The sequence below is a fragment of the Nocardia sp. NPDC127526 genome, from assembly GCF_042672265.1.
Classification (GTDB): Bacteria; Actinomycetota; Actinomycetes; order Mycobacteriales; family Mycobacteriaceae; genus Nocardia.
Map to the genome: position 1 here is coordinate 71,403 of NZ_JBHXVO010000007.1, position 23,199 is coordinate 94,601.

The following is a 23,199-nucleotide window of genomic DNA, read 5'->3' on the forward strand; positions in this document are numbered from 1 at the left end:
CCGCCCTTCCCTGATCTCGCACACTGCACACCTCGACACGGCGTACTTCGTTATTCGCAAGAGGGCAGCTGCGGATCGGTCCAGTGACTCTGCCAGCCCGGGCTCAGCCGCTGCTCGAGCCACTCGCGCAGGGCCGGACCGTATTCCTCTCGTTCCAAAGCGAAATCGACCGCAGCACGAAGATAACCGCCCGGATTGCCCAGATCGTGTCGCGACCCACGATGCACCACCACGTGCACCGGATGGCCCTCCGCGATCAGCAGGGCAATGGCGTCGGTCAGCTGCAGTTCCCCGCCCGCGCCCGGGGTGATCCGGCGCAGCGCGTCGAAGATGGCGCGGTCGAGCAGGTAGCGGCCGGCCGCGGCATAGGTGGACGGCGCATCGGCCAGGGCCGGCTTCTCGACCATGCCGTTGACCTTCAGCACATCCGCGGGCGCGCCCTCGGGCACCTCCACATCGAAGACGCCGTACGCGCTGACCTGCTCTTTCGGCACGTCGATGGCGCACAGCACGGAACCGCCGTAGTTGGCGCGCACCTTGGCCATGACGCCGAGCACGCCGCTGGGCAGCACCAGATCGTCGGGCAGCAGCACCGCGATGGCGTCCTCATCGGCGTCGAGGACCGATTCCGCCTGTGCCACCGCATGACCCAGCCCGAGCGGCTCCTCCTGCACCACCGAGGTCACGTCCAGCAGGGCCGGGGCCTTGCGCACCTTCTCCAGCAGATGGAACTTGCCGCGCTCGGCCAGGGTGCTCTCCAGCACCAGGTCCTCGACGAAATGCGCGACCACGCCGTCTTTTCCGGGCGAGGTCACGATCACCAGCCGATTGGCGCCGGACTCCGCGGCCTCGGCGGCGACCAATTCGATGCCCGGGGTGTCGACCACCGGTAGCAGCTCCTTGGGCACCGTCTTGGTCGCGGGCAGGAACCTCGTGCCGAGCCCCGCCGCGGGCACCACCGCGGTGCGGAAGCACGACTCGGTTCCGCCGCCATTAGCTGTCATGAACTCACCCTATCCATCCGTTTACGCACCGGAGCGTCCGTCATCGCCGCTCCGAGTTCCCAGGAAGCCTAAGCGGCGCGCCCGTTCGGAGCGCATCGAACGGCACGGTAGCGGGCAACTTCGCACCCCCGAAGCGGGTGCGCACCCGCGGCAACCGCGCCAATAGTGCAAAGCGCCACACTCTGGTTGTTATCCCCTTTGTGCCGCCCGCAAACCGTGCAAAACCCCACAACCTGCGCAATCAGCCGGAACGCCGCAACGCCAGCGCCGTCGCCGCGGTCGCGATCAACCCGCCCGCACCCGCCGCCACGAGCGCCGTGCGCGGATCGGTGAGATCCAGCAGCAGACCGCCGCCCAGATACGACAGCGCCACCGCGACACCGATAGCGCCGTACAGACTTCCGAAGACCCGGCCCAGCATCCGCGCCGGAACCGAACGCTGAATCAGCGTATTGGCGGCCACATCCATGGCCGCGATCCGCGTCCCCTGCGGCGTTGGGCTCCGCTCCGCGGCATTGCGCTCCGCCCCTGCCGGAACGGGCTCGGCCGGAACGGGCTCGGCCTCCGCCGGCACGGAATCAGCCCGTGCGGGAGCAGATTCGGCCGCTGCGGGGTCGGCGGTGGCCGTGGCAGCGCGGGCGGGCTGGAAGACCTGCCCGGCGATCGCCCGCAATGCCACCAGCGCCAGCAGCGGTGGTCCTCCGCCCCGTCATCCCGGCGTGCTCGGGGCCGGGATCTCCGGGCGGCGTGGTGGATTCCGGCCAGGATCGCATCGGCATGACGAAGCGCACTCTCGGCGAACCGTTCGGTCGGCGCCGGCGTGCGGGCGCATATCGTTGGGGCGTGATCGGTGGCGGCGAGGACAAGAAGGCGTGGCGGGAGGAGATCCTGGCGCGGCGCAAGGCGGTGCCCGCGGCCGTGCGGGAGCGAGAGGCCGCGGCGCTGGCGGCGACCGCCGGGACGATCGGCGCGGCCTGGGTGTGCGCGTATGTGCCGGTCGGCGGTGAGCCGGGGTCGGTGGCCATGCTGGACGCGCTGCGCGCCGGCGGGGCGCGGGTGCTGCTGCCGGTGACCGGGGAACCGGGGCCGCTCGACTGGGCGGAGTATCTGGGGCCGGAGCGGTTGCGGCGGGGGCGGTTCGGATTGTCGGAGCCCGATGGGGAGTCGGTGGCCGATGCCCTGGCGAAAGCCGAGGTGATTCTGGTTCCCGCATTGGCGGTCGATCACCGGGGTGTGCGATTGGGCCGCGGGGCGGGTTATTACGACCGCAGTCTGGGGGCCTGCCGGGCCGATGCGCGATTGATCGCCGTGGTGCGCGACGATGAGCTCGTCGACCATTTGCCGGAAGAGGCGCACGACCATCGAATGGGGTGGGCGCTGACGCCCGGCGGCGGGTTGCTCGAGCTCGGCGAACGCGCCGGGAATTGACACCCGATTGACAGTGTTGGCACTGTCAGCTGTAGAGTGCTAAATCGACGAAGACTGTGGAGGTTACCCGATGCCTACTTACTCGTATGCGTGCACCGAGTGCGACAACAAGTTCGACATCGTGCAGTCCTTCTCCGATGACGCGCTGACCACGTGCCCGCAGTGCAGCGGCAAGCTGCGCAAGCTCTTCAACTCGGTCGGCATCGTCTTCAAGGGCAGCGGGTTCTACCGCACCGACAGCCGCAACGGGTCCACCTCCGCCGAGCCGGCCAAGCCGTCCACCTCGGACAGCAGCAGCGCGAGCTCCGCGTCGAGCACCTCGACCCCCGCCGCCGCCACGGCGAGCACCTCCAGCACCTCCGCGGCCTGAGCACCCGCGCCGTCGGCGCGAAAAGAAAGAGGGCGGGGCCAGGCCCCCGGAACCCGCGTAGTTCGAAGAGCTGGGCGCGGCCGAGCCCCGGAAACCCGGCTCTGGTCGGCAGCGCGGTGGGGGGATTTTCACATCTGTTTGGTTGTCCACAGGTGCGTGAATTGCTGCGGCTGGGGGTATCGGCGTGGCCGTAGGGTGCGTGACATGGAACGACTTCGTCGGTTCGAATTCGGGGGTGCGGGGTTCTGCGGCCGGGTGGATAGTGTGCTGGCGCGGCGGGTTTCGGCGGTGGGGTTATTGGTGGTCGCGGCGGTTGTCGCGGTGCGGGGGGATCCCGGGGAGCAGCGGACCGAGGTGGTGGTGGCAGCGCGGGAGTTGCCGCCGGGGCATGTCCTCGCGGAGGGGGATTTGCGGCGGGTGCCGCGGGAGACGGATGCGCTGCCCGCCGGGGCCGTTCGGGAGTCGGATCGGCTGCGTGGGGCGACGTTGAGCGGGGCGGTGGCCGAAGGGGAGATCGTCACCGAGTTGCGGGTGGTGGGGCCGCGGTTGGCGGCGGTGGCCGCGGGGGTGGCGGATGGTCGGATTGTTCCGATTCGGTTGGCGGACAATGCTGTTGCGGATGTGCTGCGGGCCGGGGATCGGGTGGATGTGGTGGCGTTCGATGAGGGCGGGAACGGGGGGCGGGGGGCGCGGTTGCTGGTGTCGGATGCCGCGGTCGTGCTGGCGCCGGGGGATGGCGGGGCACGGGGGCGGGAGGGCGCCGGGGAACGGGAGCGGGTGGTACTGGTGGCCATGGATGCGCGGCATGCGACCGTGGTGGCGGCGGCATCGCTGCGCAGCGCGCTGACCGTGGTGTTCCATTGACGTGCGGGCGGGGTGAACTAGCATCGCCGATATTCGCAGTTACCCGAGCTCTATCGCAGCACCCCAAGGCTCCACCGGCTATCACGCAGAGGAGTTTCCGGCAATGCTCAAGGGTTTCAAGGATTTTCTACTCCGCGGTAATGTCGTCGATCTGGCGGTGGCCGTGGTCATCGGTACCGCGTTCGTCGCCATCGTCACCGCTTTCAGCGAGGGCGTGATCAATCCGCTGCTCGCGGTATTCGGCGGGTCCGACGAACTCGGCCTGGGTTTCCAGTTGGTGGCCGACAAACCGGCGACCTTCATCGCCATAGGACCCATCATCACCGCGGCCCTCAACTTCGTCATCATCGCGGCGCTGCTGTACTTCATCCTGGTGGCTCCGGCCAACCGCGCCAGGCAGCGCTGGGGCAAGTCCGATACGGCCCTCACCGATAACGAACTGCTGCACCAGATTCGCGATCTTCTCGCCGCGGGCGGCAATGCCAGCGGCGGCGGAAAGCACGAAAGCTGAAGCGCCACAGAAAAAGCGAATGGGCCCGGCGCGAAAAGCGCCGGGCCCATTCGTCTTACGCCGTGACTATCAGCCGAGGCTGAACGGGGCGCCCCACAGGGTCACCCAGCTCATGATGTTGTCGGTCTCGACCTGCACCTGGACGAAGGCGCGCGCCTGCGCGTACCCGCCGCAGCCGCTCAGGCCGATGGTGGAGTCGGCCCAGGTCACCGAGCCGTGGGTGCCCTTGAAGGTGTTCTTACCGGAGTGATCCTCGTTGCCGTAGTCATCGGCAACCTCGCGGTCGAGCAGGTAGAACTTGGCAGCCTGGCCGGGGCCGAGGCTCAGCGCGCCGCCGGTGGAGGCTCCCACGTCGCCGCCGTTGCCTTCCCACTTACCGCTGGCGGAGACGCCGCCCTCGACGCCGCCGCCGTCGATGTTCACCTGGCAGCCGACGACGTAACCGGGACGGATCTTGCCGCCCACCTCGCCATTGGCGCCGGACAGCTCGACCTGCGCGGAGCCGGAGACCCAGGCGTTGCGGTGGACCGGGGTGGAACCCATGGACGGGCTGATGAGGGCCGATTCGCCGACCAGCTTGACCGTCACCACGGTGCCGTCGGACAGGGTCTTGGTGATCTCGCCGCCCGGCAGCGGCACGAAGGTGTCGGCGTTGGCGGCGCCGGCGGAAAACAGGCCGAGAGCGGCGGTAGCGACGGCACCGACACCGGCCACCCGCGCCATGGTCTTACGGATGTTCATTCTTGTTCCCTCAGGGGTTGAATTCGCTTGCGCGAGAAGAGTTTTTGCGGGTCGGACCACGTCAGCCAATGCTGAACGGCATGCCGTAGAGGGTGGTCTTGGAGTAGTTGTCGCCGATGATCTCGACGACGGTGTACGACCGTGCCTGGGCGTACCCCGCGCAACCCTGGATTTCCATTTCGGCGTCCATGTACTCGACCGAGTAGACGCCCGCCTTCGGAATGTCCTTGCCCTGGACCTCAACCCACTTCACATCGCCGGGGCCGAGGTTCAGGCTCAGGCCACCGCTGAGGCCGAAGCCCTCCGTGTTGACGCTCGCGCCGACCTTGGCGCCGATGGCGTCATCGGCGATGGACACCTGGCAGCCGACGATGTAGCCGGTGCTCAGGCGCGAAACGCCGTGCGTGGAGGAGTTATTGGTGCCCGGGTTATTGGTCGGGCCGTTCCACGGACCGGCTTCACCCTCGGGGGTTTCGGCGACGTCGGCAACGGCATTGCCGCTGACCCAGACGGTACGGCCGGCGCCATTGGCAGCCAGCGACGGCGACACGATGGCGTGCTCACCGGTACGGGTGATGGTCACGGTCCCACTGGGAGCCACCTTCTGGCCGTCCGGCAACGGCACGAAGGTGTCGGCACTTGCAGCACCAGTCGAAAACAGGCCGATGGCCACGGCAGCGGCCGCGCCGACACCCGCAAAACGGGCTCCGGAACGCAGACCGTTGGTGCGGTTCTCGCTCATACTTCCCCTCATCAGGTTTCTTGCGGTCAGCCCCGACCACCGGAGCTGAAATGGGTTCTCGAGGAACCCGGGTAAGTTTGTCGCCACATTGTTGCCGCTGTGTTACTGCTAACGAATTCTTTTCACGTAGCGACGGTGGGCACTTTACATCACAAGTGTGACGTTTGACTCGTGAGAGAGAAGAGAAGTTGGACGGATCTACAACTACCCGCGGCTATGCCGAGAAGGCTATGAATAGCAAAAGGGGCCCGGTGCTAAAGCACCGGACCCCTTGAAGATCCGCTGAGCTGGAACGAATCCGCCGAAGCGGTTCTCGAATCAGCCGGGAGGCAGTCGAATCAGCCGAGGCTGAAGGGCTGACCCCAGAGCGTGACCGTGCCGACGACATTGTCGGTCTCGACCTTCACGGACACGAACGCACGCGCCTGGGCGTATCCGCCGCAACCGTTCAGGCCGATGGTCTCGTCGGCCCAGGTGACCGAACCGTTCGAACCCTTGAACTTGTTGTTGGCCGAGTGGTCCTCGCTGCCGTAGTCGTCCGCGGCCTCCAGGTCCAGGACGTAGAACGCCTTGGACTGGCCCGGGCCGAGGGTCAGAGCGCCGCCGGTGCTGGCTCCGACAGTCGGCGCGCTGTTGCCTTCCCAGGCGCCGCCGCCCTCGACGCCGCCCTCGGCGCCGCCGCCGGCAATGTTGACCTGGCAGCCCACCACGTAGCCGGGCAGGATCTTGCCGCCGACGCTGCTGTTGTTGCCGGAGATCTGCACCTGCGCGGAGCCGGAGACCCAGGCGTTGCGGTGCAGCGGGGTGGAGCCCATCGACGGGTTGATATTGGCGGACTCGCCGACCAGGCGAACCGTCACCACGGTGCCGTCGGAGAGTGTCTGGGTGATCGCGCCGCCGGGCAGGGCGACGAAGGTGTCGGCATTGGCCGCACCGGTGGAGAACAGGCCCAGCGCGGCGGTGGCCGCGAAGCCGACGCCGGCGACCCGGGCCGCAGTCTTGCGAATGTTCATGAGCATTTCCCTCTAGGGTCGAATTCGCTTACGCGAGAGTTGAATTGGTCGCGACCAAACGTCAGCCGATGCTGAACGGCTGCCCGTAGAGGGTGGTCTTGGAGTAGTGGTCGCCGATGATCTCGACGACGGTGTACGCACGCGCCTGCGCGTAACCCGCGCAACCGTTGACCTCGATCGGCGTGTCCTGGTATTCGACCGCGTAGGTGCCGTTCTTCAGGATGTCCTTGCCCTGGATGGCGACGAACTTGACCTGGCCGGGGCCGAGGTTCAGGCTCAGGCCGCCGCTGAGGCCGAAGCCGCTGGTATCGACGCTGGCGCCGACCTTGGCGCCGATGGCGTCGTCGGCGATGGACACCTGGCAGCCGACGATGTAGCCGGTGGTCAGGCGGGACGCGCCGTGGGTGGAGGAGTTGTTGGTGCCCGGGGCGTTGGTGGCGCCGTTCCAGGGGCCGACCTCGCCCTCGGGGGTGTTGGTGACGTCGGCGAAGACCTTGCCCGACACCCACGCGGTACGACCGGCGCCATTGGCGGCCAGCGACGGCGAGATGACGGCGTGCTCGCCGACGCGGCTGATGGTGACGCCCGCCGGGCTCGCCTTCTGGCCGTCCGGCAACGGCACGAAGGCGTCGGCGTTCGCGGCGCCGGTCGACAGCAGACCCACGGCCACGGAAGCGGCTGCGCCGAAGACCGCGACGCGGCCGGCGCGACGGATACCGCTGGTGCGGTTCTCGCTCATTCTTTCCCTCATCAGGTTGTCTACCGACCAGCTCCGACCACCGAAGCTGGTTGGGTCGCCTACAAGGCCAATCCCCAAATGAGCAACGCTCGAGTTGCCTGCACGCAATACCCGAGCAGCCGTCTCAAACCCTTTGGACTAGTAGGTTTGTTGACCCGATCGAGACCCTAGCCACATCAGCAATTGCTTGGCAACAGCAGGGCGCACATGCGGAAATCGCCATGATTTACGGGGAATCGGTTTAACGCCCACGACCGGGGAAAGTGATAACGAAATGGCTTCGGCCGTGAGCGGACTCGAAAATGAGCGTGCTCAGAAAAGGCACGGAAAAGGGGGAACGGCTCAGCCGTGATGGGGAGGCACCTGGGAACGCAGCCAGTCGTCGGAGGACTGTCCCGAATCCGGTTCGGGGGTGCGTTCGTCGGAGGTGGTGGAAGGCAGCGCATCACCGAAGATGCGCGCGAGTTTCGCCGCCTCGGCGGCGGAGAGACGACGAGACCCCGCCCGGCGCGCGGCCGGACGGGGCTGATCGGGATGCTGCCCGGACTCGGCGGTCATTCCGCCAGGCCGGAGAGCTCATCGATGACCCGGCTCGCGAGCGGGCCGAGGGTGGCCATGCCATCGCGGATGGCGGCGCGCGAGCCCGGCAGGTTCACCACGAGCGTGCTGCCGGAGACGCCGGCCAGCCCGCGGGACAGGCCCGCATCGAGCGAACCGGAGGCCAGACCGGACGAGCGCAGCGCCTCGCTGATGCCCGGCAGCACCCGGTCCAGCACCTCCTCGGTGGCCTCGGGCGTCACATCGCGCGGCGACATACCGGTGCCGCCGACCGAGATGACCAGGTCCACGCCGCCGATGACGGCGGTATTGAGGGCATTGCGGATCTCGACCTCATCGGCCGACACCGACACCGAGGCGTCCACCAGGAACCCGGCCTCGGTCAGTAGTTCGGTCACCAGCGGGCCCAGCGAGTCCACCCCGCCATGGGCGGTTCGGTCGTCGACCACAACGACAAGAGCACGGCCCGCCACAGCGGCATCGATTTCCATGGTGCTCACCGTAGCGCCCTTGCCCGACAACAGCTCCCACTCCCCGTCCGGACGAACCCGGATCGCGGGCATCGGGACCCGCCCACTCTCGTGCATCATCATCGTCCGCCCTCCACTGCGGCCTCGCCGAGGGTCACCTCGACGGTCTTCTGGTTCTGGCCCTGCTCGTCGGTGTAGGTCACCTTGACCTTGTCGCCGGGCTTGTGCGACCGCACCGCGGCGATCAGCGCATTGCCCGAATCGATCGGCTGGTCATCGAGTTTGGTGATGATGGCGCCACCGGGGATGCCCGCCTTGGCGGCCGGGCCGTCCGGGGTGGCCTCCAGCACGCGGGCGCCGTTGACATCGTCCTCGCCGCGCACCTTGATGCCGATCTGCGCGTAGGTCGCCTTGCCGGTCTTGATCAGCTCGTCGGCCACGCGGCGGGCGGTGTCGACCGGAATGGCGAAGCCGAGACCGATGGAACCGCTCTGCGCGCCCGCGGCCTCCGCGCTGCCGAGGGTGGCGATGGCGGTGTTGATGCCGATCAGCTTGCCGCTCATATCGACCAGCGCACCACCGGAATTGCCCGGGTTGATGGCGGCGTCGGTCTGCACGGCGTCGATGACGGTGCCGGTCGAACCCGCCTCACCGCTGGTGGATACGGGGCGGTTGAGCGCGGAGACGATGCCGGTGGTGACCGTCCCGGCCAGGCCCAGCGGCGAGCCGACCGCCACCACGGCCTGGCCGACCTGCAGATTGTCCGAGGAGCCGAGCTCGATCGGGGTCAGGTCCTTCTTGTCGGTGACCTTGATGACCGCCAGATCGGAGATCGGATCCGCGCCGACCAGAGTGGCCGAGGCGGTGGAGCCGTCGCTGAAGGAGACCTCCATCTTGGCGTTGGGTCCCGCGCCATTGGCCACGTGATTGTTGGTGAGGATCAGCCCGTCGGAGGACAGCACCACGCCCGAGCCCTCGCCCGCGGCCCGGTTGCCCGCGACCTGGATCATGACCACGCTCGGCAGCACCTTCTGGGCCACCGCCTGCACCGAACCCTCGGGGGCATTGGCGACCTCGTTCACCTTGCGCGGCGCGTCGAGGGCATTGGTGACGGTCGAATGGCCGTCGCCGTCGCGCGTGGCGAGCGCGCCGACGGCGCCGCCGACGCCACCGCTGAGCAGGGCCAGGGCCAGGGCGCCGGCGACCAGCGCCGTCCTGGTGTTGCGCTTGGGGGCCGGTGCGCCCGGCACCGGGTATCCGGCGCCGGGACCGCCCGGCTGACCCGGGCCGCCCGCGCCGAAGATCGGCTCGGTCGCATGGTGCCCGGTCTGGTGCTGACCCGTCTGATGCTGTCCGGTGGCGTATCCGGCCCCCGACGCCGCATACGCGGGCCCGTACGGACCGGCCGGAAGTTGCTGGGTCGCATGCGCACCCGAGGTCTCGGGAGATCCGTATCCGGCCGGGGCCCCGCCGTAGGGCTGCGCACCGTAGGGGTGACCGGCGACCGGGCCGTAGCCCTGCCCGGCCGGGCCGTACCCGTGGCCGCCGTACGGCGACGGGGCCGCGGCGCCGGGGGCCGGATCGGCGGAACCGCCGGGAGCCGAGTTCGCCGGGCCGTGGTCCGCGCCGGCGTCCGGACCCGCGGCGGCCGGAGTGGACTGCGCGGCCGGATCGGCCGGAGTGCCGTGAGCGGCATTGTTGTCCTGGGAGCCTGCCGCATTGCCCTGGGAGCCTGCTGCGTCCCGCGTGTCCTTCGAATCCTCGGTCATTTTCTCGTTTCTCCTCGAGTCTCCTGGCCAAGACTGGCGGTGACGACTGAGAGCGGACTGAGACCGTGCTTGCTTTTTCCGGAGGGTTCTAACTTTCCTCCGCGACCGCGGGCGGCGCACCCTCTCCGGGCAGAACGATACGGATCAGCGCACCACCGCGTTCGGAGGTGTCGATGGTGATGGTGCCGCCGTGTTTGGTCACCACCTGCTTCACGATGGCCAGGCCCAGGCCGGAGCCGGGCATGGAGCGCGAAGCGGTGGTCCGGTAGAAGCGTTCGAACACCAGCTCGCGTTCGGCGGGCGGGATTCCGGGTCCGGCGTCGTCGACCGACAGCTCCAGCAGGCCGCGGTTCTCGGTCATGGTGACCAGCACCTTGGCCCCCGCCGGGCTCCATTTGGCCGCATTGTCGAGCACATTGAGGATGGCGCGTTCCAGCCCGGCCTCGTGGCCGTAGACGAACCACGGGCGCAGGCGCGCCTCGAATTCGATGCCGGTGCGCCGCCGCCGCGCGCGTTCCAGGGCGCGCTCGGTGACATCGCCGATATCGACCACCTCGTACACGGTGTCCGGGGCGTCCTCGCGGGCCAGGTCCACCAGATCGCCCACCAGCGTGGACAATTCCTCGATCTGCGCCATCACATCGGAGCGCAGTTCGGCCATGTCCTCGTCCGGAATGCGCGGTGCGCCCGGGCGCGAGGAGGCGATGAGCAATTCCATATTGGTGCGCAACGAGGTCAGCGGCGTTTTCAGCTCGTGGCCCGCGTCGGCCACCAATCGCCGTTGCCTTTCCCGGGATTCGGCCAGGGCGCGCAGCATGGTGTTGAAACTGTCGGTGAGCCGGGCGAGTTCGTCGTCGCCGGTCACCGGAATGGGGGTCAGATCGTCGGTGCGGGCCACCCGCTCGGTGGCGGCGGTGAGCCGGGCGATGGGCCGCAAACCGGTGCGGCCCACGGCCGTTCCGGCGGCGGCCGCCAGCATGACGCCGCAGCCGCCGACCACGAACAGCAGCCAGGCGAGCCGGTCCAGGACTTCGCGGGTGGGTTGCAGGCGCTGCGAGACCACCAGGGTGGACCCGGAATGGGTGCGCCGGGCCAGCACGCGCTGATTGTCGACGGTGCGCAGCGAGAAGCCGATCTCCCCGCGCGCCACCGCCAGTTCCTGGCTGCCGATGGGCGGATTGGTGCTCTGCGGCGGCACATACGGCGACAGGTCCGGGAAGATGAGCGCCACGCCGACGTCGCTGGAGTACAGGCCGGCGAGCACGATCGACTGGAAGCCGAGCGAGTCGAAGTTGTTGTCGATCATCAGCGAGGCGCGGGCGCGCAGCTGGGTGTCCACATCGGCGTACAGCGAGCGCGCCACCATCGCATAGGCGGCGATGGAGGTGAAGGCGACGGCCACGGCCACCACCGAGGCGGCCAGCAGCGTGACCCGCCAGCGCAGCGAGACCGACCGGGTGAGCGGCATCGGGGGGCGCATGTCTGGTTCGGACCGCTGCGTGAGTCCGGCGACCACGGTGCGCCGGGGAACGGTTCTACCCACGAGCCCGGCTCCTACGGAGGTGTCTCGCGCAGCACGTAGCCGACGCCGCGCACGGTATGGATGAGCCGCGGTTCACCGTCGGCCTCGGTTTTGCGGCGCAGGTAGCCGATGTACACCTCGAGAGCATTGCCGGAGGTGGGAAAGTCGTAGCCCCACACCTCTTCCAGGATGCGGCTGCGGGTGAGCACGCGGCGCGGATTGGCCATGAGCATTTCCAACAGCGAGAATTCGGTGCGGGTGAGGCTGATCTGGCGTTCGCCGCGCCACACTTCGCGGGTGACCGGGTCCAGGGACAGGTCGGCGAATTTCATGGTCTCCGAGGAGTCGGCGACATCGGCGGTGGTGCGCCGCAGCAGGGCGCGTAACCGGGCCAGCAATTCCTCGAGCGCGAAGGGCTTGGGTAGGTAGTCGTCGGCGCCGGCGTCCAGGCCGGCGACGCGTTCGGAGACCGAATCCCGTGCCGTGAGTACCAGAATGGGCAGATCGTCGCCGGTGCTGCGCAGCCGGCGGCACACCTCCAGGCCGTCCAGGCGGGGCATCATCACATCGAGAACGAGGGCGTCGGGACGCTGGCTGGCGGTCTTCTCCAGGGCGTCCACGCCGTCGACGGCGAGGTCGACGGTGTACCCGTTGAAGGTGAGCGAGCGACGCAACGATTCCCGGACCGCGCGGTCGTCGTCGACTACCAGAATGCGCATGGGCTCCAGTCTGCCCACAGCGACTGAGAGGTGACTGAGAAGGTTGCCTTCGACACGCCGAGAGACATGCAGGGGTGACCTGGGGCTTTTGCGGAAGCCTTACCAACGGTTGTCATGGAAACACTTATGCCTATTCGAAAGACGTTGCGCGCGGCTGCATTCGGAGTCTCGTACAACGAGTTGTCCGAATTGCCGTTACTCACCCCACGCGGTATGTTGCAGGCCGTACAAAAAGACCTCTAGTTGGTTCCGCGCGGGTTCGATCCCCGAACCGTACAACCGCATACGACCCGGGGGTCTCTTCTGAAAGCGGAGGCGACGGAAGCGGGATGGAAGCAACGCCCCGGTCCTGGCAATTCAGCCTGTCCAACTGGCCCGTCACGCGCAAGGTCGGCATCGTACTGGTGCTGCCGGTGTTGCTCGCCTCGACCTTCGCGGTCCTGCGCATCAACAGCGAGCTGCAGACGATCAATCAGTTGAGCGCGGGTACCGAACAGGCCGCAATCATGCGCAGCACCACCAAGTTCGAGACCGCGACGCAGAATCTCGCGATCGCCGCCATCACCGGCTGGGGCAATACCGAGGCCGATCCGGTGCTCGACGCCGCCACCGGGAAATTCGATCAGACCGTGGCGGATCTGGAGACCCGGCTGCGCTCCTCCAAGGCCGAACCCGAGATCACCCAGGAGATGACGCAGGCCATCGGGATCGCCCGCACCATGCGCAACAGCCTGCGCAGCGGCTCCCCCGCCACCCTGGCCGAGCAGGCCGAGACGGTGTCCACCCGGATCCAGGCCGCGCTGTCGACCTCGCAGTCGATCAGTGAATTGCAGACCCAGCAGCTGTTCCTGCAGCTGGGCACCATCATGACCGGCGGGCGCCTGCTCACCCAGGAACGCGTCATGCTGGCCTCGCCGGATCTGGCCAAGAACCCGGCGCTGCGGGCGCGGCTGCTGACCTCCATCGGCGCCGAGATCACCATGCTCGAGGTGTACGCCGGGCTGAACAGCACCCAGGCGCAGAACTTCACCCAGCTCAAGGACGCGGCGGGCATTCGCATCGGCGTGCTGTCGCAGAACGTCCCGGATCCCGCCGCGGTGCCGGCCATGACCGACGCGGTCAATGCCAGCCTCGACGCCTACGCCAAGGAATCCGATCACCTGGCGAGCGCGCTGGACGACCGGCTGGCGCAGTTGACCACCGAGGCCCGCAATACGGTGCTCCGCGATACCTCCGTCGTCATCGGCATGCTGCTGGCGGGTCTGGCCCTCGCCCTGGTGGTGGCGCGCTCGCTGGTGGTGCCGGTCCGCCGCCTGCGGCGAGATGCCTTGCAGGTGGCCCATATCGACCTGCCGCGGGAACTCGAGGTGGTGCGCGGCGGCGGCACCGCCCCCGAGATCACCCCGGTCGACGTGCACACCACCGAGGAGATCGGCCAGCTGGCCCGCGCCGTCGACGACATCCACGCCCAGGCGCTGCACCTCGCCGGTGAACAGGCGCGGTTGCGCCTGCAGATCGGCAATATGTTCGAGACGCTTTCCCGCCGTAGCCAATCCCTGGTGGAGCAGCAGCTCAACCTGATCGAGGAACTGGAACGCGACGAGGACGACTCCGAGCGGCTGCAATCGCTGTTCCGCCTCGACCACCTCGCCACCCGCATGCGCCGCAATGGCGACAACCTGCTGGTGCTGGCCGGAACCGCGCTGCGCCGTGGCCATCTCGCGCCGGTGCCGCTGTCGGACATGCTGTGGTCCTCGGTCTCCCAGGTGGAGGACTACCAGCGCGTCGAGATCGGCACCGTGCCCGACGGCATCGTGGCCGGTGAGCCCGCCGTCGATATCGAGCACCTGCTCGCCGAGCTCATCGACAACGCGCTGCGCTATTCGCCGCCCACCACCCCGGTGGCGGTGTCGGTGGCGCGCGCCGTGGACGGCGGCTACCTCATCGAGATCACCGACCGCGGCCTCGGCATGAATGCCGAGGACCTGCAGGCCATCAACGACCGGCTCGCCTCCGGCGGCGAGGTCAACGTCGAAACCGCCCGCCGCATGGGCCTGTTCGTCGTCGGCCGCCTCGCCAAGCGGCACAACATCACCGTGAGCCTGCGCCGCACCTCCGCCATGGTGCAGCAGCCCGGCATCACCGCGAGCGTGCACCTGCCGGGCTCGCTGGTCTCACCCGCGCCGGAACGCACCGGCGACAGCACCGGCCAGTACCCGATCACCGGCACCGCGCTGCCGGTCGCCCCGCCGGCCGGCAGCCCCGCGCCGATCTCCGCGCCGCAGCCGGCCGTCGCGCCGCCGCGGCTCATGCCGGTGCCGAATCCGCCGGAAATCGCGCGATTCCCGGAATCCAGCACGCGATTCGGGGTCACCAGTTCCGGACTGCCGCAGCGCAAGACGCCGGGCGCGGACACCGGCGAGCTGCCCGCGCTCCCGGGATTCGGTGGCGAGCAGCAGAAATTCGGTGCCGAGCAGCAGAAATTCGGTGGCGAGCAGCAGAACTCGGATCTGTTCAGCGATGTGTTCGCCGAACAGGACACCAGCGTCTACCCGGCGCCGGTCGACTTCTGGGGTGAATCCGGACGGCAGGACGAGCCGCCGTTCGCCCGGCCCGAGGAACCGCGGTACACAGAGCCGGCATCCCGGCGTCCCGAGCCCGCGACCCAGCGGTTCGAGCCCCTGGCGCCGGTCACCAACGGCGGTAACGCCGGTGGGTACGGCTACGACGACAGCGGCAGTGACAGCAGCTCCTTCGACACCGGCTTCAACGCCTTCGGCGGCGGCTCGAACGGCTATGGCTCGAACGCCAACAGCGCCGACGACGGCGCCAACGGCAATGGCAACGGTGTCGGCGGCAACGGCGCCAACGGCAATGGCGCCGACAGCACTCCCGAACCGGCCGGGCAGCGCCCGGGCGGTGACGACCACAGCCCCATCTACCAGCGCATGGTTTCGGAATGGCTGGTGGAACCGGCCTCGGGTGGCGCGTCCACCGAGGTGTGGTCCTCGGCCTCCGACGCCGGCTGGGCGGCCGCGGAGGAGGCCGCCAATCCGACCACCAGCGATCGCACCCAGGGCGGGCTGCCGATTCGCCGGCCCGGCGCCCAGCTGGTCCCCGGCGCGGTCACTCAGGAGGACGAGGGCGGCGCCCGCGATCCCGAGGAGATCCGCAGCAGCCTGACCAGGCACTTGAGCGGCGTCCGCTCCGGACGGGCCGACTCGCAGTACAACGACGGAGGGCATGCATGACCGACACTCAGCGCACCACGACCGACGAGAACCTGAACTGGCTGGTCACCCGATTCACCCGGGAGGTGCCGGGCGTCTCGCACGCCGTCCTGGTCTCCGCCGACGGTCTGCTGCAGGCGACCAGCCCGCACCTGCCCTCGGATCGGGGCGAGCAGCTGGCCGCGGTGACCGCCGGTCTGGCCAGCCTGTCGACCGGCGCCGCACAGCTGTTCGACGGCGGCAAGGTGATGCAGTCCATCGTCGAGATGCAGCGCGGCTATCTGCTGGTCATGAGCGTCGGCAATGGCTCGCACCTGGCGGTGCTGGCCAACAAGCAGCACGATATCGGCCGCATCGGCTACGAGATGGCGCTGCTCGTCGACCGGGTCGGGTCGGTGGTGCAGGCCACCGCCCGCACAGCCTGATGAGCCGCCGATGACCAATCCCAACGGCGTCGGCTCGAACCGGTCGACGAGCCGGGTACGCCCCTATGCGCTGACCTCCGGCCGCACCGAACCGGCAGTGGATCTGCCGCTCGAGGCGGTCGTCGAAACCCTGTCCTACACCGCCCATTTCGACTGGCCCGCCGGTGACATCCGCACCGAGATCCTGCGGCTGGGCACCGCCCGGCTGTCGGTCGCGGAGATCGCGGCGCATCTGCAGCGGCCGCTGGGCATGATCCGGGTCGTGATCGGCGATCTCGTCGTCGCCGGGACCCTTCGCGTGCATTCGACCCTGAGCGACCAGGCGACTTTCGACGAGCGCCGCTCTCTGATGGAGAGGACCCTGCATGGACTCCGCGCCCTTTGACGGCGGGGCCTACAACGGCGGTCCGCCGTACCCGAACGGCGGACCCCAGATACCGGGCGCGAGCCTGCCCCAGCCGAATCTGGGGCAGCAGTTTCCGCCGCGCCCCGGCGACGAGTCCCGCACCGCCTCCACCAAGATCGTGGTCGCGGGCGGCTTCGGCGCGGGCAAGACCACCTTCGTGGGCGCGGTCTCGGAGATCGTGCCGCTGCGCACCGAGGCCATGGTGACCGGCGCCTCCGAGGGCGTGGACGACCTCGCCGCCACCCCGGGCAAGGAAACCACCACGGTGGCCATGGATTTCGGGCGCATCATCCTGCCGGGCAATCTGGTGCTCTATTTGTTCGGCACGCCCGGGCAGCGCCGATTCTGGTTCATGTGGGACGACCTCATCAAGGGCGCCATCGGCGCGGTGGTGCTGGTCGACACCCGGCGCATCGAGGACAGTTTCGCCGCCGTCGATTTCTTCGAAGCCAAATCGCTGCCGTTCCTCATTGCGGTGAACCGTTTCCCGGACGCGCCGCGCTTCCCGGTCGCCGAATTGCGCGAGGCGCTCAGCGTGCGCGAGGGCGTGCCCATCGTGGATATCGACGCCCGCGATGCGGGTGAAGTCCGGCGGTCACTGGCGGCGGTCACCGAATACGCCATCGAACGTCTCATGAAGTCACAGCGCGAAACGGCCCGCGGCTAAAAGATTTCGGGTCGAGCAGGGATAACGCACCGAGCAGGATTACGAAGGCAGGGGTACTGGTGATCTACTTCTCGATGGGCTACTGGGTCATCGGGCTGGCTCTGATCGTGTCTGCGCTCGGCGCGGCGTGCGGGCTGGCGTGCATCCGCCAGTCCACCAAATCGGTGACCGCCCGGTTCCGGGTGGTGTGGCTGTTCGTGGCGTCGGGATCCATCGGCGGCGTCGGCACCGGCCTGGCCACCTTCGTCTCCCTGCTCGGTTTCGAGGTCAAGGGCAGCCAGTTGCGCTACGACCCGGCCAGTATCAGCGTGGCCGCCGGGCTGGCCGCGCTCACCACGTTCATCGCGCTGCTCATGGTCGGCAAGAGGCTGCACTGGGCGCGGCTGGTCGCGGGCTCGGTGATCATGGCGGCCGGGCTCGGCATCGTGCAGCTCATGGTGCTGTCGGCGGTGCGGGTGCAGGGGACGACCGAGCACAACAGCGTGTCGATGATCGCGGTTTTCGTGCTCGCACTGGTGATCTCGGCGCTGACGCTGTGGTTCAGCCTCACCGTGACGTCGGTGCCGGTGCTGCTCACCGGGTCGCTGATCTACGGAATCCTGGTGACCGGCATGCACTACGCCGGGCTGACCGGGCTGGACGCGCACATCGACCAGTCCGCACCCCTGCCCAAGGGCGCGGATCTGTTCGACTTCTTCGTGCCGTTCTTCGTCATCGGCTCACTGTCGCTGGCGATTCCGATCACGGCCATCCTGGTGGCGCCGGATCGTCGCGAGGCTCGGCAGCCCACGACCACCCCGGATTTCGATATGGCGCACAGCCCTTCGCTGGCGGTCGCGTCAGGGCTTCGGGGCGGGGTCGAGCAAGGCGAACAATTCTCCTTGGGGCGCAGCTAGAATCGCCATTCGGCCGAAGGGGCCGTCCTGGGCGGGGAGCAGGACGTTGGCGCCCAGTTCGGCGGCGCGGGTGAGACCGTCGTCGAGGCCGTCGAATTGGAACCAGGTGAGCCAGTAGGGGTGGTCGGGGGCGGTGCCGTTGCGGGTGTCGTCGTTGATGCCGGCGACGGCCTCGGCGCGGTCGGGCGGGGTGAGGGTCGCGTATCGCATGGCGTCGTCGTCGAATTCGGTGAGGGCGAAGCCGAATACCTGGGCGTAGAAGGTTTTCGCGGCTTCGTAGTCGCCGGTTTGCAGATCGTTCCAGACGTAGGCGCCGTGTTCGTTGTGGACGGCGGCGCCATTGTGGGCTCGCGCCTCCCATACCGCGAAGGGCGCGCCTGCGGGGTCGGCGGCGACGAACATGCGGCCGAATTCCATGACGTCGAAGGGCGGCACCAGCATGCTGCCGCCGGCGGCGCGCACCTGTGCGGCGGCGGCGTCGGCATCGGCGACCGCGAAGTAGGTGGTCCACACCGAGGGCACGCCCGCTTCGGGTTTCGGCCCCACGCCCGCCACGGGCTGCCCGGCCTTGAAGGCCATCAGATATCCCCCGGATTCCTCCCCACCGCCCACAACGTCCCAGCCGAACAGCTCCGCGTAGAACTCACCGGCTTTGGCCGGGTCGTCGACCTGACAGTCGACCCAGCACGGTGTGCCCGCGGGCCAGGCCTCGTCGCGTACAGGCATCGGTCATCTCCGTTTCTGAAGTACTGCACAAGCAAATCGGGTTAAGGCGAAGTGACGCCGATCACACAGCAGTCCCCAGTCAACCACCGCGTCTGCCAACCTGGAACACCATGACCGAAATGCCCGATGTTTGCGGGACTTCGGGGGCCGAGAACCGTCCGGAGCTATGCGAGGAGAACGACGGACACAGCGAGGCGCGCGAATTACAGTGAGTGTCATGCGTTTCGGGCTGGATTACGCCGGAGGTCGTCCCGCCGCGAGTGCCATCCGAGCGGCCGGTTTCGATTTCGTGGTCCGCTACCTCTCCCCCGGCGGTCCCGGTCTGCCCGGCAAGTTGCTCACCCCCGCCGAAGCGGACGACCTGCGCGCACACGATATTTCGATCGTCTCCAATTGGGAGACCACCGCGGCCCGCATGCTCGACGGCTACGGCGCCGGGGTCACCGACGCCCGCGCCGCGCTGGCGCAGGTGCTGCGCTGCGGCGGCCGCGAGGACCGGCCCATCTACTTCTCCGCCGATTTCGATGCCACCCCCGCCCAGCAGGAGCCCATCAACGCCTATCTGGACGGCGCGGCCACGGTCATCGGGCGCGCGAATGTGGGTATCTACGGCGGATATTGGCCGCTCAGCCGGGCCCTGGACGCCGGGACCGCGGTCTGGGGCTGGCAGACGGTGGCCTGGTCCGGGACCAATCGCGATCCCCGCATGCACATCCTGCAGACCGCGCGCCAGGTGATGGTCGACGGCGTGGTGTGCGATGTCAACGAAACCGACCGCCTCGATTTCGGCCAATGGGACTTCCAACCAGAGGAACAGGACATGACGCCCGAACAGGAAGAGATACTGCGCGACGTCCAGATCCAGCTGCGCGGGCCGGGGCTGTCGGGCTGGCCGCAGCTCGGCCAGGATCCCGACGGCCGCAACCGGACCGTGGTGGACGGGCTGGCCGCCGCGCTGACCAAGATCGACGAACTACGCACCGAGATCAGCGAACTGGAGGCGACCACCGCGGAGCTGAGCGACGAGGTGGCGCGGCTGAGCGGGCATCGCTGGCCGTGGCCGTTCTCGCTCATCGAGGGGCCCGCGACGCTGTTCGCCGAACAGCTGGCGCGGCTCGAGCAGATGCTGCCGGATCTGCCACTGCCCGGTTGGGGTGAGGGTCCGGATGGGCGCGCGCGGGAAACCACCGAAATCGGACAAATCCCGGGATCTAACGGGCGTAATGCCGCATCGGACAGTCGAATTGGCTGATTTGTCGGAATTTATTCGAATCCGGCAACGATGCTCGAAACGGCCGGTAAACCGCCCCTGAACTGGCGATGAGCGGGTTCTCCTGTGATCAGGAGAACCCGCCCTCGGCCACGAGAATACCGGCGCAAGAGCACGAATTCACAACTTTGAGAAGACTTTTTGAAGCACCGGGTACAAACCGGACCTACGGTCGAAAGCGTCCGATCGTGCTCAATCGAAGGAGGCTCCCGTGGCCGTCAGCGTTGTGCTAGACAAAGCTCTCGACAAAGCATACGAAGACAAATCCCTCTCCGAGATCCTCTCCGCTCCCCCGTCCGCGCTGGCCGGACTCACGGAGAAAGCCGATGCCCAGCTGCTCGAGGCCCTCGGCGTGAAAACCATTGCCGATTTGGGCAAGAACAAGTACTTCAAGCTCGCCGCCACATTGGTGGAGCTGCAGGCCAAAGAGGGCTGAGTGAGAACGGGAGCGCCGGGTGCCCGATCGGCGCCCGGCGCTCCTTGTCCCCTCTGCTCCGTCAGAGTTTGTCGAGGTCGATCAGCCCCGCCTGCACGGCGCGAACCAGCCGCCGCGGCACGTTGTGCACCACACCGTTCACCTTGACCGGCACCAGATCCGGCACCGTCGCCTTCCACTGCGAGCGCCGGGCGTGGGTATTGGCCCGCGACATCCTTCGCTTCGGAACCGCCATCTCAGTTCTCCTTCTGCTCGGTCGCGCCGCCGCGCACGCGCTTGCCGTAGCGGCGTTCGAATTTCTCCACCCGGCCCGCGGTGTCCAGCACGCGCTGATTGCCCGTCCAGAACGGATGGGAGTCGGCGGTCACGTCCACCACCAGCAGCGGGTAGGTATTGCCGTCCTCCCACTCCACGGTGCGCTCGGACACCGCGGTGGAGCGGGTGAGGAAGCGCTTGCCGGTGCTCACGTCCTCGAAGACCACCGGGTGGTAGTCGGGGTGGATTCCCTGTTTCATGGCGTCACCTTTCGTTCTGGCGGGAACCGCCGTCGCCGGTCACCGGCGTGGATCGGGTTGTGTCGCACGGCTCCTCGTGCTGATCGCCGAACGGGTCCGCCCACTGGGCCACCCGCTCCGGCGCGAATCGGACCTGCCGGAATTCGTCCTCGTCGACCAGCGCCCAGTGCAGGGCGTGCCGGATCTCCTCGGCGTCGGCGTCGTGCACCAGGATGACGAGCGAGTTGTGGCGATCGCCGAACTGCTCGTGCCAGTGCAGCGCGGCCATGGTGCGGCGCTCCGGATCGACCTGCTCCAGCTCCTCGGGAGTCATGGCGGCCAGCCACTTTCCGGCGCCGCCGACGCGCAGTCCGCCGCCGGCGGACTCCAGCCACACCACATCCTCGGGCTGGGTGGCCAGCCAGATCCGGCCGCGGGCGCTCACGACGCCCTCCAGCAGGACGTCGATGGCCGAGTGCAGCCGATCCGGATGGAACGGGCGGTCGGTGGCGAATTCCACCAGCGTCACACCGCAATCCGAGTTCAGCGGCGGTTGGCCCCGCAGCAGCGAGGCGTGCGGGTCGAACGACGCCCCGCGGCGCGCGTGCTCCGGAATGCGGCGCAGCAGCCAGGTGAGGTCGCCGGTATCGAGGGCGGCGGGTTCGGCCACCCACGCCACCGGCGCGGCGGGGGCGAGCCGGGCCAGCACCGCGGCGGTGCGCTCGCGCTCCAGCAGATCGGCGCCGGCGTCGAAAGCGATGAGGGCGTCGGCGAATTCGGTCTGGCCCACCGCCAGCTGAGCGATGGTGCGGTCGTCCTCGGCGGTGGCGTGGCCGCGCTCGGCGAGGGTCTCGTCACCGGTGGCGTCGGCCAGCCAGTCGCGGGCGTCCAGGCAGGTGAGCACGTTCTCGATGCGCACGCTGCGGCCGGCCGGGCCGTCCACGCGGCCGTGCACACCGGTCACCACGACATTCTCGATGGCCTGGCAGACCGCCTCGGCCTCGAAGGCCGGATCCAGGGCGAGCACGATGCGCCGCACCGAATCCCGTTGCGCCAGTACGCACAGGTACGGGAGCAGATCCGCGCGCAGGGTGCAGGACACGCAGCCGTGGGCGAGTTCCAGGACCGCGCCGGTCACCCTGCCGTCCGCGATCACGGTCCGGCGGACCACGCCTTCGGTCAGTTCCTTCAGGTCGTGGCGGACGACGACGGTGCCCGGCTCCGCGCCGAGCAGGCGCGCCACCTGGTCCACGCCGTCGGCGGCGCGGCCCGGGAGTCCGGCGACGATGAGCACCGGGGTGCGCTCGGGCGAGGTGGATTCGGACACCACCGGTACCCCTTTCGACAACGATTTTCATTTACCGGAAGGTAACGGTACATTGTTCCGAGGCCGTTGTCGAAAACGATTGTCATCTACATCTACGGCCGGGAAGGAGTGCATCATGTCGGCCATCTGCCAAGTCACGGGGCGCAAGCCGGGTTTCGGAAAGTCCGTCTCGCACTCGCACAAGCGGACCAACCGCCGCTGGGACCCCAATATCCAGCGCAAGACCTACTACCTGCCCAGCGAAGGCCGGCGGATCACCCTGACCGTCTCCGCCAAGGGCATCAAGACCATCGACCGCGACGGCATCGAGGCGGTCGTCGCCCGGCTGCGCGCCCGCGGCGAGAAGATCTGAGGAGGCTGACCGATGGCATCCAAGTCGACCGATATCCGGCCGATCATCAAGCTCAAGTCCACCGCCGGGACCGGGTACACCTATGTGACCCGCAAGAACCGGCGCAATGATCCCGACCGCATGGTGCTGCGCAAATACGACCCGGTCGTCCGCAAGCACGTCGACTTCCGCGAGGACCGCTGACATGGCCAAGAAGTCGAAGATCGAGAAGAACGAGGCCCGCAAGCTGGTCGTCGCCCGGTACGCCGAGCGCCGCGCGGAACTCAAGGAGATCATCCGCAAGCCGTCCAGCACCGACGAGCAGCGGGCCGCCGCGCAGAGCGCCCTGCAGAAGATGCCGCGCGATGCCAGTCCGGTACGCTTGCGCAATCGGGACGCCGCGGACGGACGCCCGCGCGGACATCTCCGGAAGTTCGGTCTCTCGCGAGTTCGCGTGCGCGAGATGGCTCACCGGGGAGAACTGCCCGGTGTACACAAATCGAGCTGGTAAGCACCCACAGATCTCGTGAGTAAGGAACCG

General features: G+C 68.3%; 29 protein-coding genes. 14 read left to right on the forward strand and 15 right to left on the reverse strand.

Features of this window, described 5'->3' with window-relative positions:
- Window positions 1-50: 50 nt before the first annotated feature.
- Window positions 51-1,004 carry a UTP--glucose-1-phosphate uridylyltransferase gene (locus tag ACFVIV_RS15230; RefSeq protein WP_379196519.1) on the reverse strand — a complete coding sequence of 318 codons (954 nt, stop codon included), beginning with the start codon at window positions 1,002-1,004 and terminating at the stop codon, window positions 51-53.
- 241 nt (window positions 1,005-1,245) lie between these two features.
- Entirely contained in the window at window positions 1,246-1,683 is a 438-nt protein-coding gene (locus ACFVIV_RS15235) for a hypothetical protein (RefSeq protein WP_379196521.1), read from the reverse strand.
- Window positions 1,684-1,781: 98 nt separating this feature from the next.
- Between ACFVIV_RS15235 and ACFVIV_RS15240 the strand changes: the two genes are divergently transcribed.
- The 4 genes from ACFVIV_RS15240 (at window position 1,782) to mscL (ending at window position 4,177) form a co-directional block, all read left to right on the forward strand.
- The gene (locus ACFVIV_RS15240; RefSeq protein WP_379196523.1) at window positions 1,782-2,432 is read left to right on the forward strand and encodes a 5-formyltetrahydrofolate cyclo-ligase; all 651 of its coding nucleotides are present in this window, start codon (window positions 1,782-1,784) and stop codon (window positions 2,430-2,432) included.
- 70 nt (window positions 2,433-2,502) lie between these two features.
- Window positions 2,503-2,802: an FmdB family zinc ribbon protein gene (locus ACFVIV_RS15245; protein ID WP_379196525.1), complete on the forward strand. Its 300-nt coding sequence runs from the start codon at window positions 2,503-2,505 to the stop codon at window positions 2,800-2,802.
- Window positions 2,803-3,006: 204 nt separating this feature from the next.
- Window positions 3,007-3,666, forward strand: coding sequence for an SAF domain-containing protein (locus ACFVIV_RS15250; RefSeq protein ID WP_379196527.1), 660 nt, complete (start codon window positions 3,007-3,009; stop codon window positions 3,664-3,666).
- A 103-nt stretch (window positions 3,667-3,769) separates the two neighbouring features.
- On the forward strand, window positions 3,770-4,177 hold the full coding sequence (gene mscL / locus ACFVIV_RS15255; RefSeq protein WP_379196529.1) for a large conductance mechanosensitive channel protein MscL: 408 nt from the start codon (window positions 3,770-3,772) through the stop codon (window positions 4,175-4,177).
- Window positions 4,178-4,246: 69 nt separating this feature from the next.
- Here mscL and ACFVIV_RS15260 read toward each other — a convergent pair whose 3' ends face one another.
- The 9 genes from ACFVIV_RS15260 to ACFVIV_RS15300 form a co-directional block, all read right to left on the reverse strand.
- Window positions 4,247-4,918 carry an MspA family porin gene (locus tag ACFVIV_RS15260; protein WP_379196531.1) on the reverse strand — a complete coding sequence of 224 codons (672 nt, stop codon included), beginning with the start codon at window positions 4,916-4,918 and terminating at the stop codon, window positions 4,247-4,249.
- Between the two features lie 61 nt (window positions 4,919-4,979).
- Window positions 4,980-5,660 (reverse strand): MspA family porin, encoded by a 681-nt coding sequence (locus ACFVIV_RS15265; RefSeq protein ID WP_379196533.1) that lies wholly within the window; start codon window positions 5,658-5,660, stop codon window positions 4,980-4,982.
- Between the two features lie 338 nt (window positions 5,661-5,998).
- Window positions 5,999-6,673: an MspA family porin gene (locus tag ACFVIV_RS15270; RefSeq protein ID WP_379196535.1), complete on the reverse strand. Its 675-nt coding sequence runs from the start codon at window positions 6,671-6,673 to the stop codon at window positions 5,999-6,001.
- A gap of 61 nt (window positions 6,674-6,734) precedes the next feature.
- Window positions 6,735-7,412: an MspA family porin gene (locus tag ACFVIV_RS15275; protein WP_379196537.1), complete on the reverse strand. Its 678-nt coding sequence runs from the start codon at window positions 7,410-7,412 to the stop codon at window positions 6,735-6,737.
- A gap of 342 nt (window positions 7,413-7,754) precedes the next feature.
- Window positions 7,755-7,970 carry a hypothetical protein gene (locus ACFVIV_RS15280; RefSeq protein WP_379196539.1) on the reverse strand — a complete coding sequence of 72 codons (216 nt, stop codon included), beginning with the start codon at window positions 7,968-7,970 and terminating at the stop codon, window positions 7,755-7,757.
- Window positions 7,967-8,533, reverse strand: a complete 567-nt coding sequence (locus tag ACFVIV_RS15285; protein WP_379196870.1) for a molybdenum cofactor biosynthesis protein B — start codon at window positions 8,531-8,533, stop codon at window positions 7,967-7,969. The genes ACFVIV_RS15280 and ACFVIV_RS15285 overlap by 4 nt, the downstream gene beginning before the upstream one ends.
- A gap of 26 nt (window positions 8,534-8,559) precedes the next feature.
- On the reverse strand, window positions 8,560-9,744 hold the full coding sequence (locus tag ACFVIV_RS15290; protein WP_379196872.1) for a S1C family serine protease: 1,185 nt from the start codon (window positions 9,742-9,744) through the stop codon (window positions 8,560-8,562).
- A gap of 553 nt (window positions 9,745-10,297) precedes the next feature.
- Window positions 10,298-11,689, reverse strand: coding sequence for an ATP-binding protein (locus ACFVIV_RS15295; protein WP_379196874.1), 1,392 nt, complete (start codon window positions 11,687-11,689; stop codon window positions 10,298-10,300).
- 74 nt (window positions 11,690-11,763) lie between these two features.
- Window positions 11,764-12,450 carry a response regulator transcription factor gene (locus ACFVIV_RS15300; protein WP_379196541.1) on the reverse strand — a complete coding sequence of 229 codons (687 nt, stop codon included), beginning with the start codon at window positions 12,448-12,450 and terminating at the stop codon, window positions 11,764-11,766.
- 329 nt (window positions 12,451-12,779) lie between these two features.
- On the opposite strand from ACFVIV_RS15300, the gene ACFVIV_RS15305 reads away from it, so the two are divergent.
- The 5 genes from ACFVIV_RS15305 to ACFVIV_RS15325 are packed head-to-tail and all read left to right on the forward strand — an operon-like array spanning window position 12,780 to window position 18,074.
- On the forward strand, window positions 12,780-15,701 hold the full coding sequence (locus tag ACFVIV_RS15305; protein WP_379196543.1) for an ATP-binding protein: 2,922 nt from the start codon (window positions 12,780-12,782) through the stop codon (window positions 15,699-15,701).
- The gene (locus ACFVIV_RS15310; protein ID WP_379196545.1) at window positions 15,698-16,105 is read left to right on the forward strand and encodes a roadblock/LC7 domain-containing protein; all 408 of its coding nucleotides are present in this window, start codon (window positions 15,698-15,700) and stop codon (window positions 16,103-16,105) included. Before ACFVIV_RS15305 ends, ACFVIV_RS15310 begins: the two co-directional genes overlap by 4 nt.
- 10 nt (window positions 16,106-16,115) lie before the next feature.
- Complete coding sequence (locus ACFVIV_RS15315) at window positions 16,116-16,490, forward strand: DUF742 domain-containing protein (protein ID WP_379196547.1); 375 nt, start codon at window positions 16,116-16,118, stop codon at window positions 16,488-16,490.
- Window positions 16,471-17,178 (forward strand): ATP/GTP-binding protein, encoded by a 708-nt coding sequence (locus ACFVIV_RS15320; protein ID WP_379196549.1) that lies wholly within the window; start codon window positions 16,471-16,473, stop codon window positions 17,176-17,178. Before ACFVIV_RS15315 ends, ACFVIV_RS15320 begins: the two co-directional genes overlap by 20 nt.
- A 59-nt stretch (window positions 17,179-17,237) precedes the next feature.
- Window positions 17,238-18,074 carry a hypothetical protein gene (locus ACFVIV_RS15325; protein WP_379196551.1) on the forward strand — a complete coding sequence of 279 codons (837 nt, stop codon included), beginning with the start codon at window positions 17,238-17,240 and terminating at the stop codon, window positions 18,072-18,074.
- Here the strand turns inward: ACFVIV_RS15325 and ACFVIV_RS15330 are convergent.
- Window positions 18,018-18,800, reverse strand: coding sequence for a VOC family protein (locus ACFVIV_RS15330; protein ID WP_379196552.1), 783 nt, complete (start codon window positions 18,798-18,800; stop codon window positions 18,018-18,020). The genes ACFVIV_RS15325 and ACFVIV_RS15330 overlap by 57 nt on opposite strands.
- Window positions 18,801-19,017: 217 nt before the next feature.
- On the opposite strand from ACFVIV_RS15330, the gene ACFVIV_RS15335 reads away from it, so the two are divergent.
- Together ACFVIV_RS15335 and ACFVIV_RS15340 are read left to right on the forward strand one after the other, a co-directional pair.
- On the forward strand, window positions 19,018-20,052 hold the full coding sequence (locus ACFVIV_RS15335; protein ID WP_379196554.1) for a DUF1906 domain-containing protein: 1,035 nt from the start codon (window positions 19,018-19,020) through the stop codon (window positions 20,050-20,052).
- Between the two features lie 229 nt (window positions 20,053-20,281).
- Window positions 20,282-20,506, forward strand: a complete 225-nt coding sequence (locus tag ACFVIV_RS15340) for a hypothetical protein (RefSeq protein ID WP_379196556.1) — start codon at window positions 20,282-20,284, stop codon at window positions 20,504-20,506.
- A gap of 61 nt (window positions 20,507-20,567) precedes the next feature.
- Here the strand turns inward: ACFVIV_RS15340 and rpmF are convergent, their stop codons facing one another.
- The 3 genes from rpmF to mrf are packed head-to-tail and all read right to left on the reverse strand — an operon-like array spanning window position 20,568 to window position 22,330.
- Window positions 20,568-20,741, reverse strand: a complete 174-nt coding sequence (gene rpmF, locus ACFVIV_RS15345; RefSeq protein ID WP_379196558.1) for a 50S ribosomal protein L32 — start codon at window positions 20,739-20,741, stop codon at window positions 20,568-20,570.
- Between the two features lies 1 nt (window position 20,742).
- Window positions 20,743-21,021, reverse strand: coding sequence for a type B 50S ribosomal protein L31 (locus ACFVIV_RS15350; RefSeq protein ID WP_379196560.1), 279 nt, complete (start codon window positions 21,019-21,021; stop codon window positions 20,743-20,745).
- A 4-nt stretch (window positions 21,022-21,025) separates the two neighbouring features.
- The gene (mrf, locus tag ACFVIV_RS15355; protein ID WP_379196562.1) at window positions 21,026-22,330 is read right to left on the reverse strand and encodes a ribosome hibernation factor-recruiting GTPase MRF; all 1,305 of its coding nucleotides are present in this window, start codon (window positions 22,328-22,330) and stop codon (window positions 21,026-21,028) included.
- A 112-nt stretch (window positions 22,331-22,442) separates the two neighbouring features.
- Here mrf and rpmB point away from each other — a divergent pair, with 112 nt between their 5' ends.
- The 3 genes from rpmB to rpsN are packed head-to-tail and all read left to right on the forward strand — an operon-like array spanning window position 22,443 to window position 23,169.
- On the forward strand, window positions 22,443-22,679 hold the full coding sequence (rpmB, locus tag ACFVIV_RS15360) for a 50S ribosomal protein L28 (protein WP_201947482.1): 237 nt from the start codon (window positions 22,443-22,445) through the stop codon (window positions 22,677-22,679).
- Window positions 22,680-22,691: 12 nt separating this feature from the next.
- Window positions 22,692-22,862, forward strand: a complete 171-nt coding sequence (rpmG, locus tag ACFVIV_RS15365; protein WP_067533445.1) for a 50S ribosomal protein L33 — start codon at window positions 22,692-22,694, stop codon at window positions 22,860-22,862.
- A 1-nt stretch (window position 22,863) separates the two neighbouring features.
- Entirely contained in the window at window positions 22,864-23,169 is a 306-nt protein-coding gene (gene rpsN / locus ACFVIV_RS15370; RefSeq protein WP_379196565.1) for a 30S ribosomal protein S14, read from the forward strand.
- Window positions 23,170-23,199: the final 30 nt, after the last annotated feature.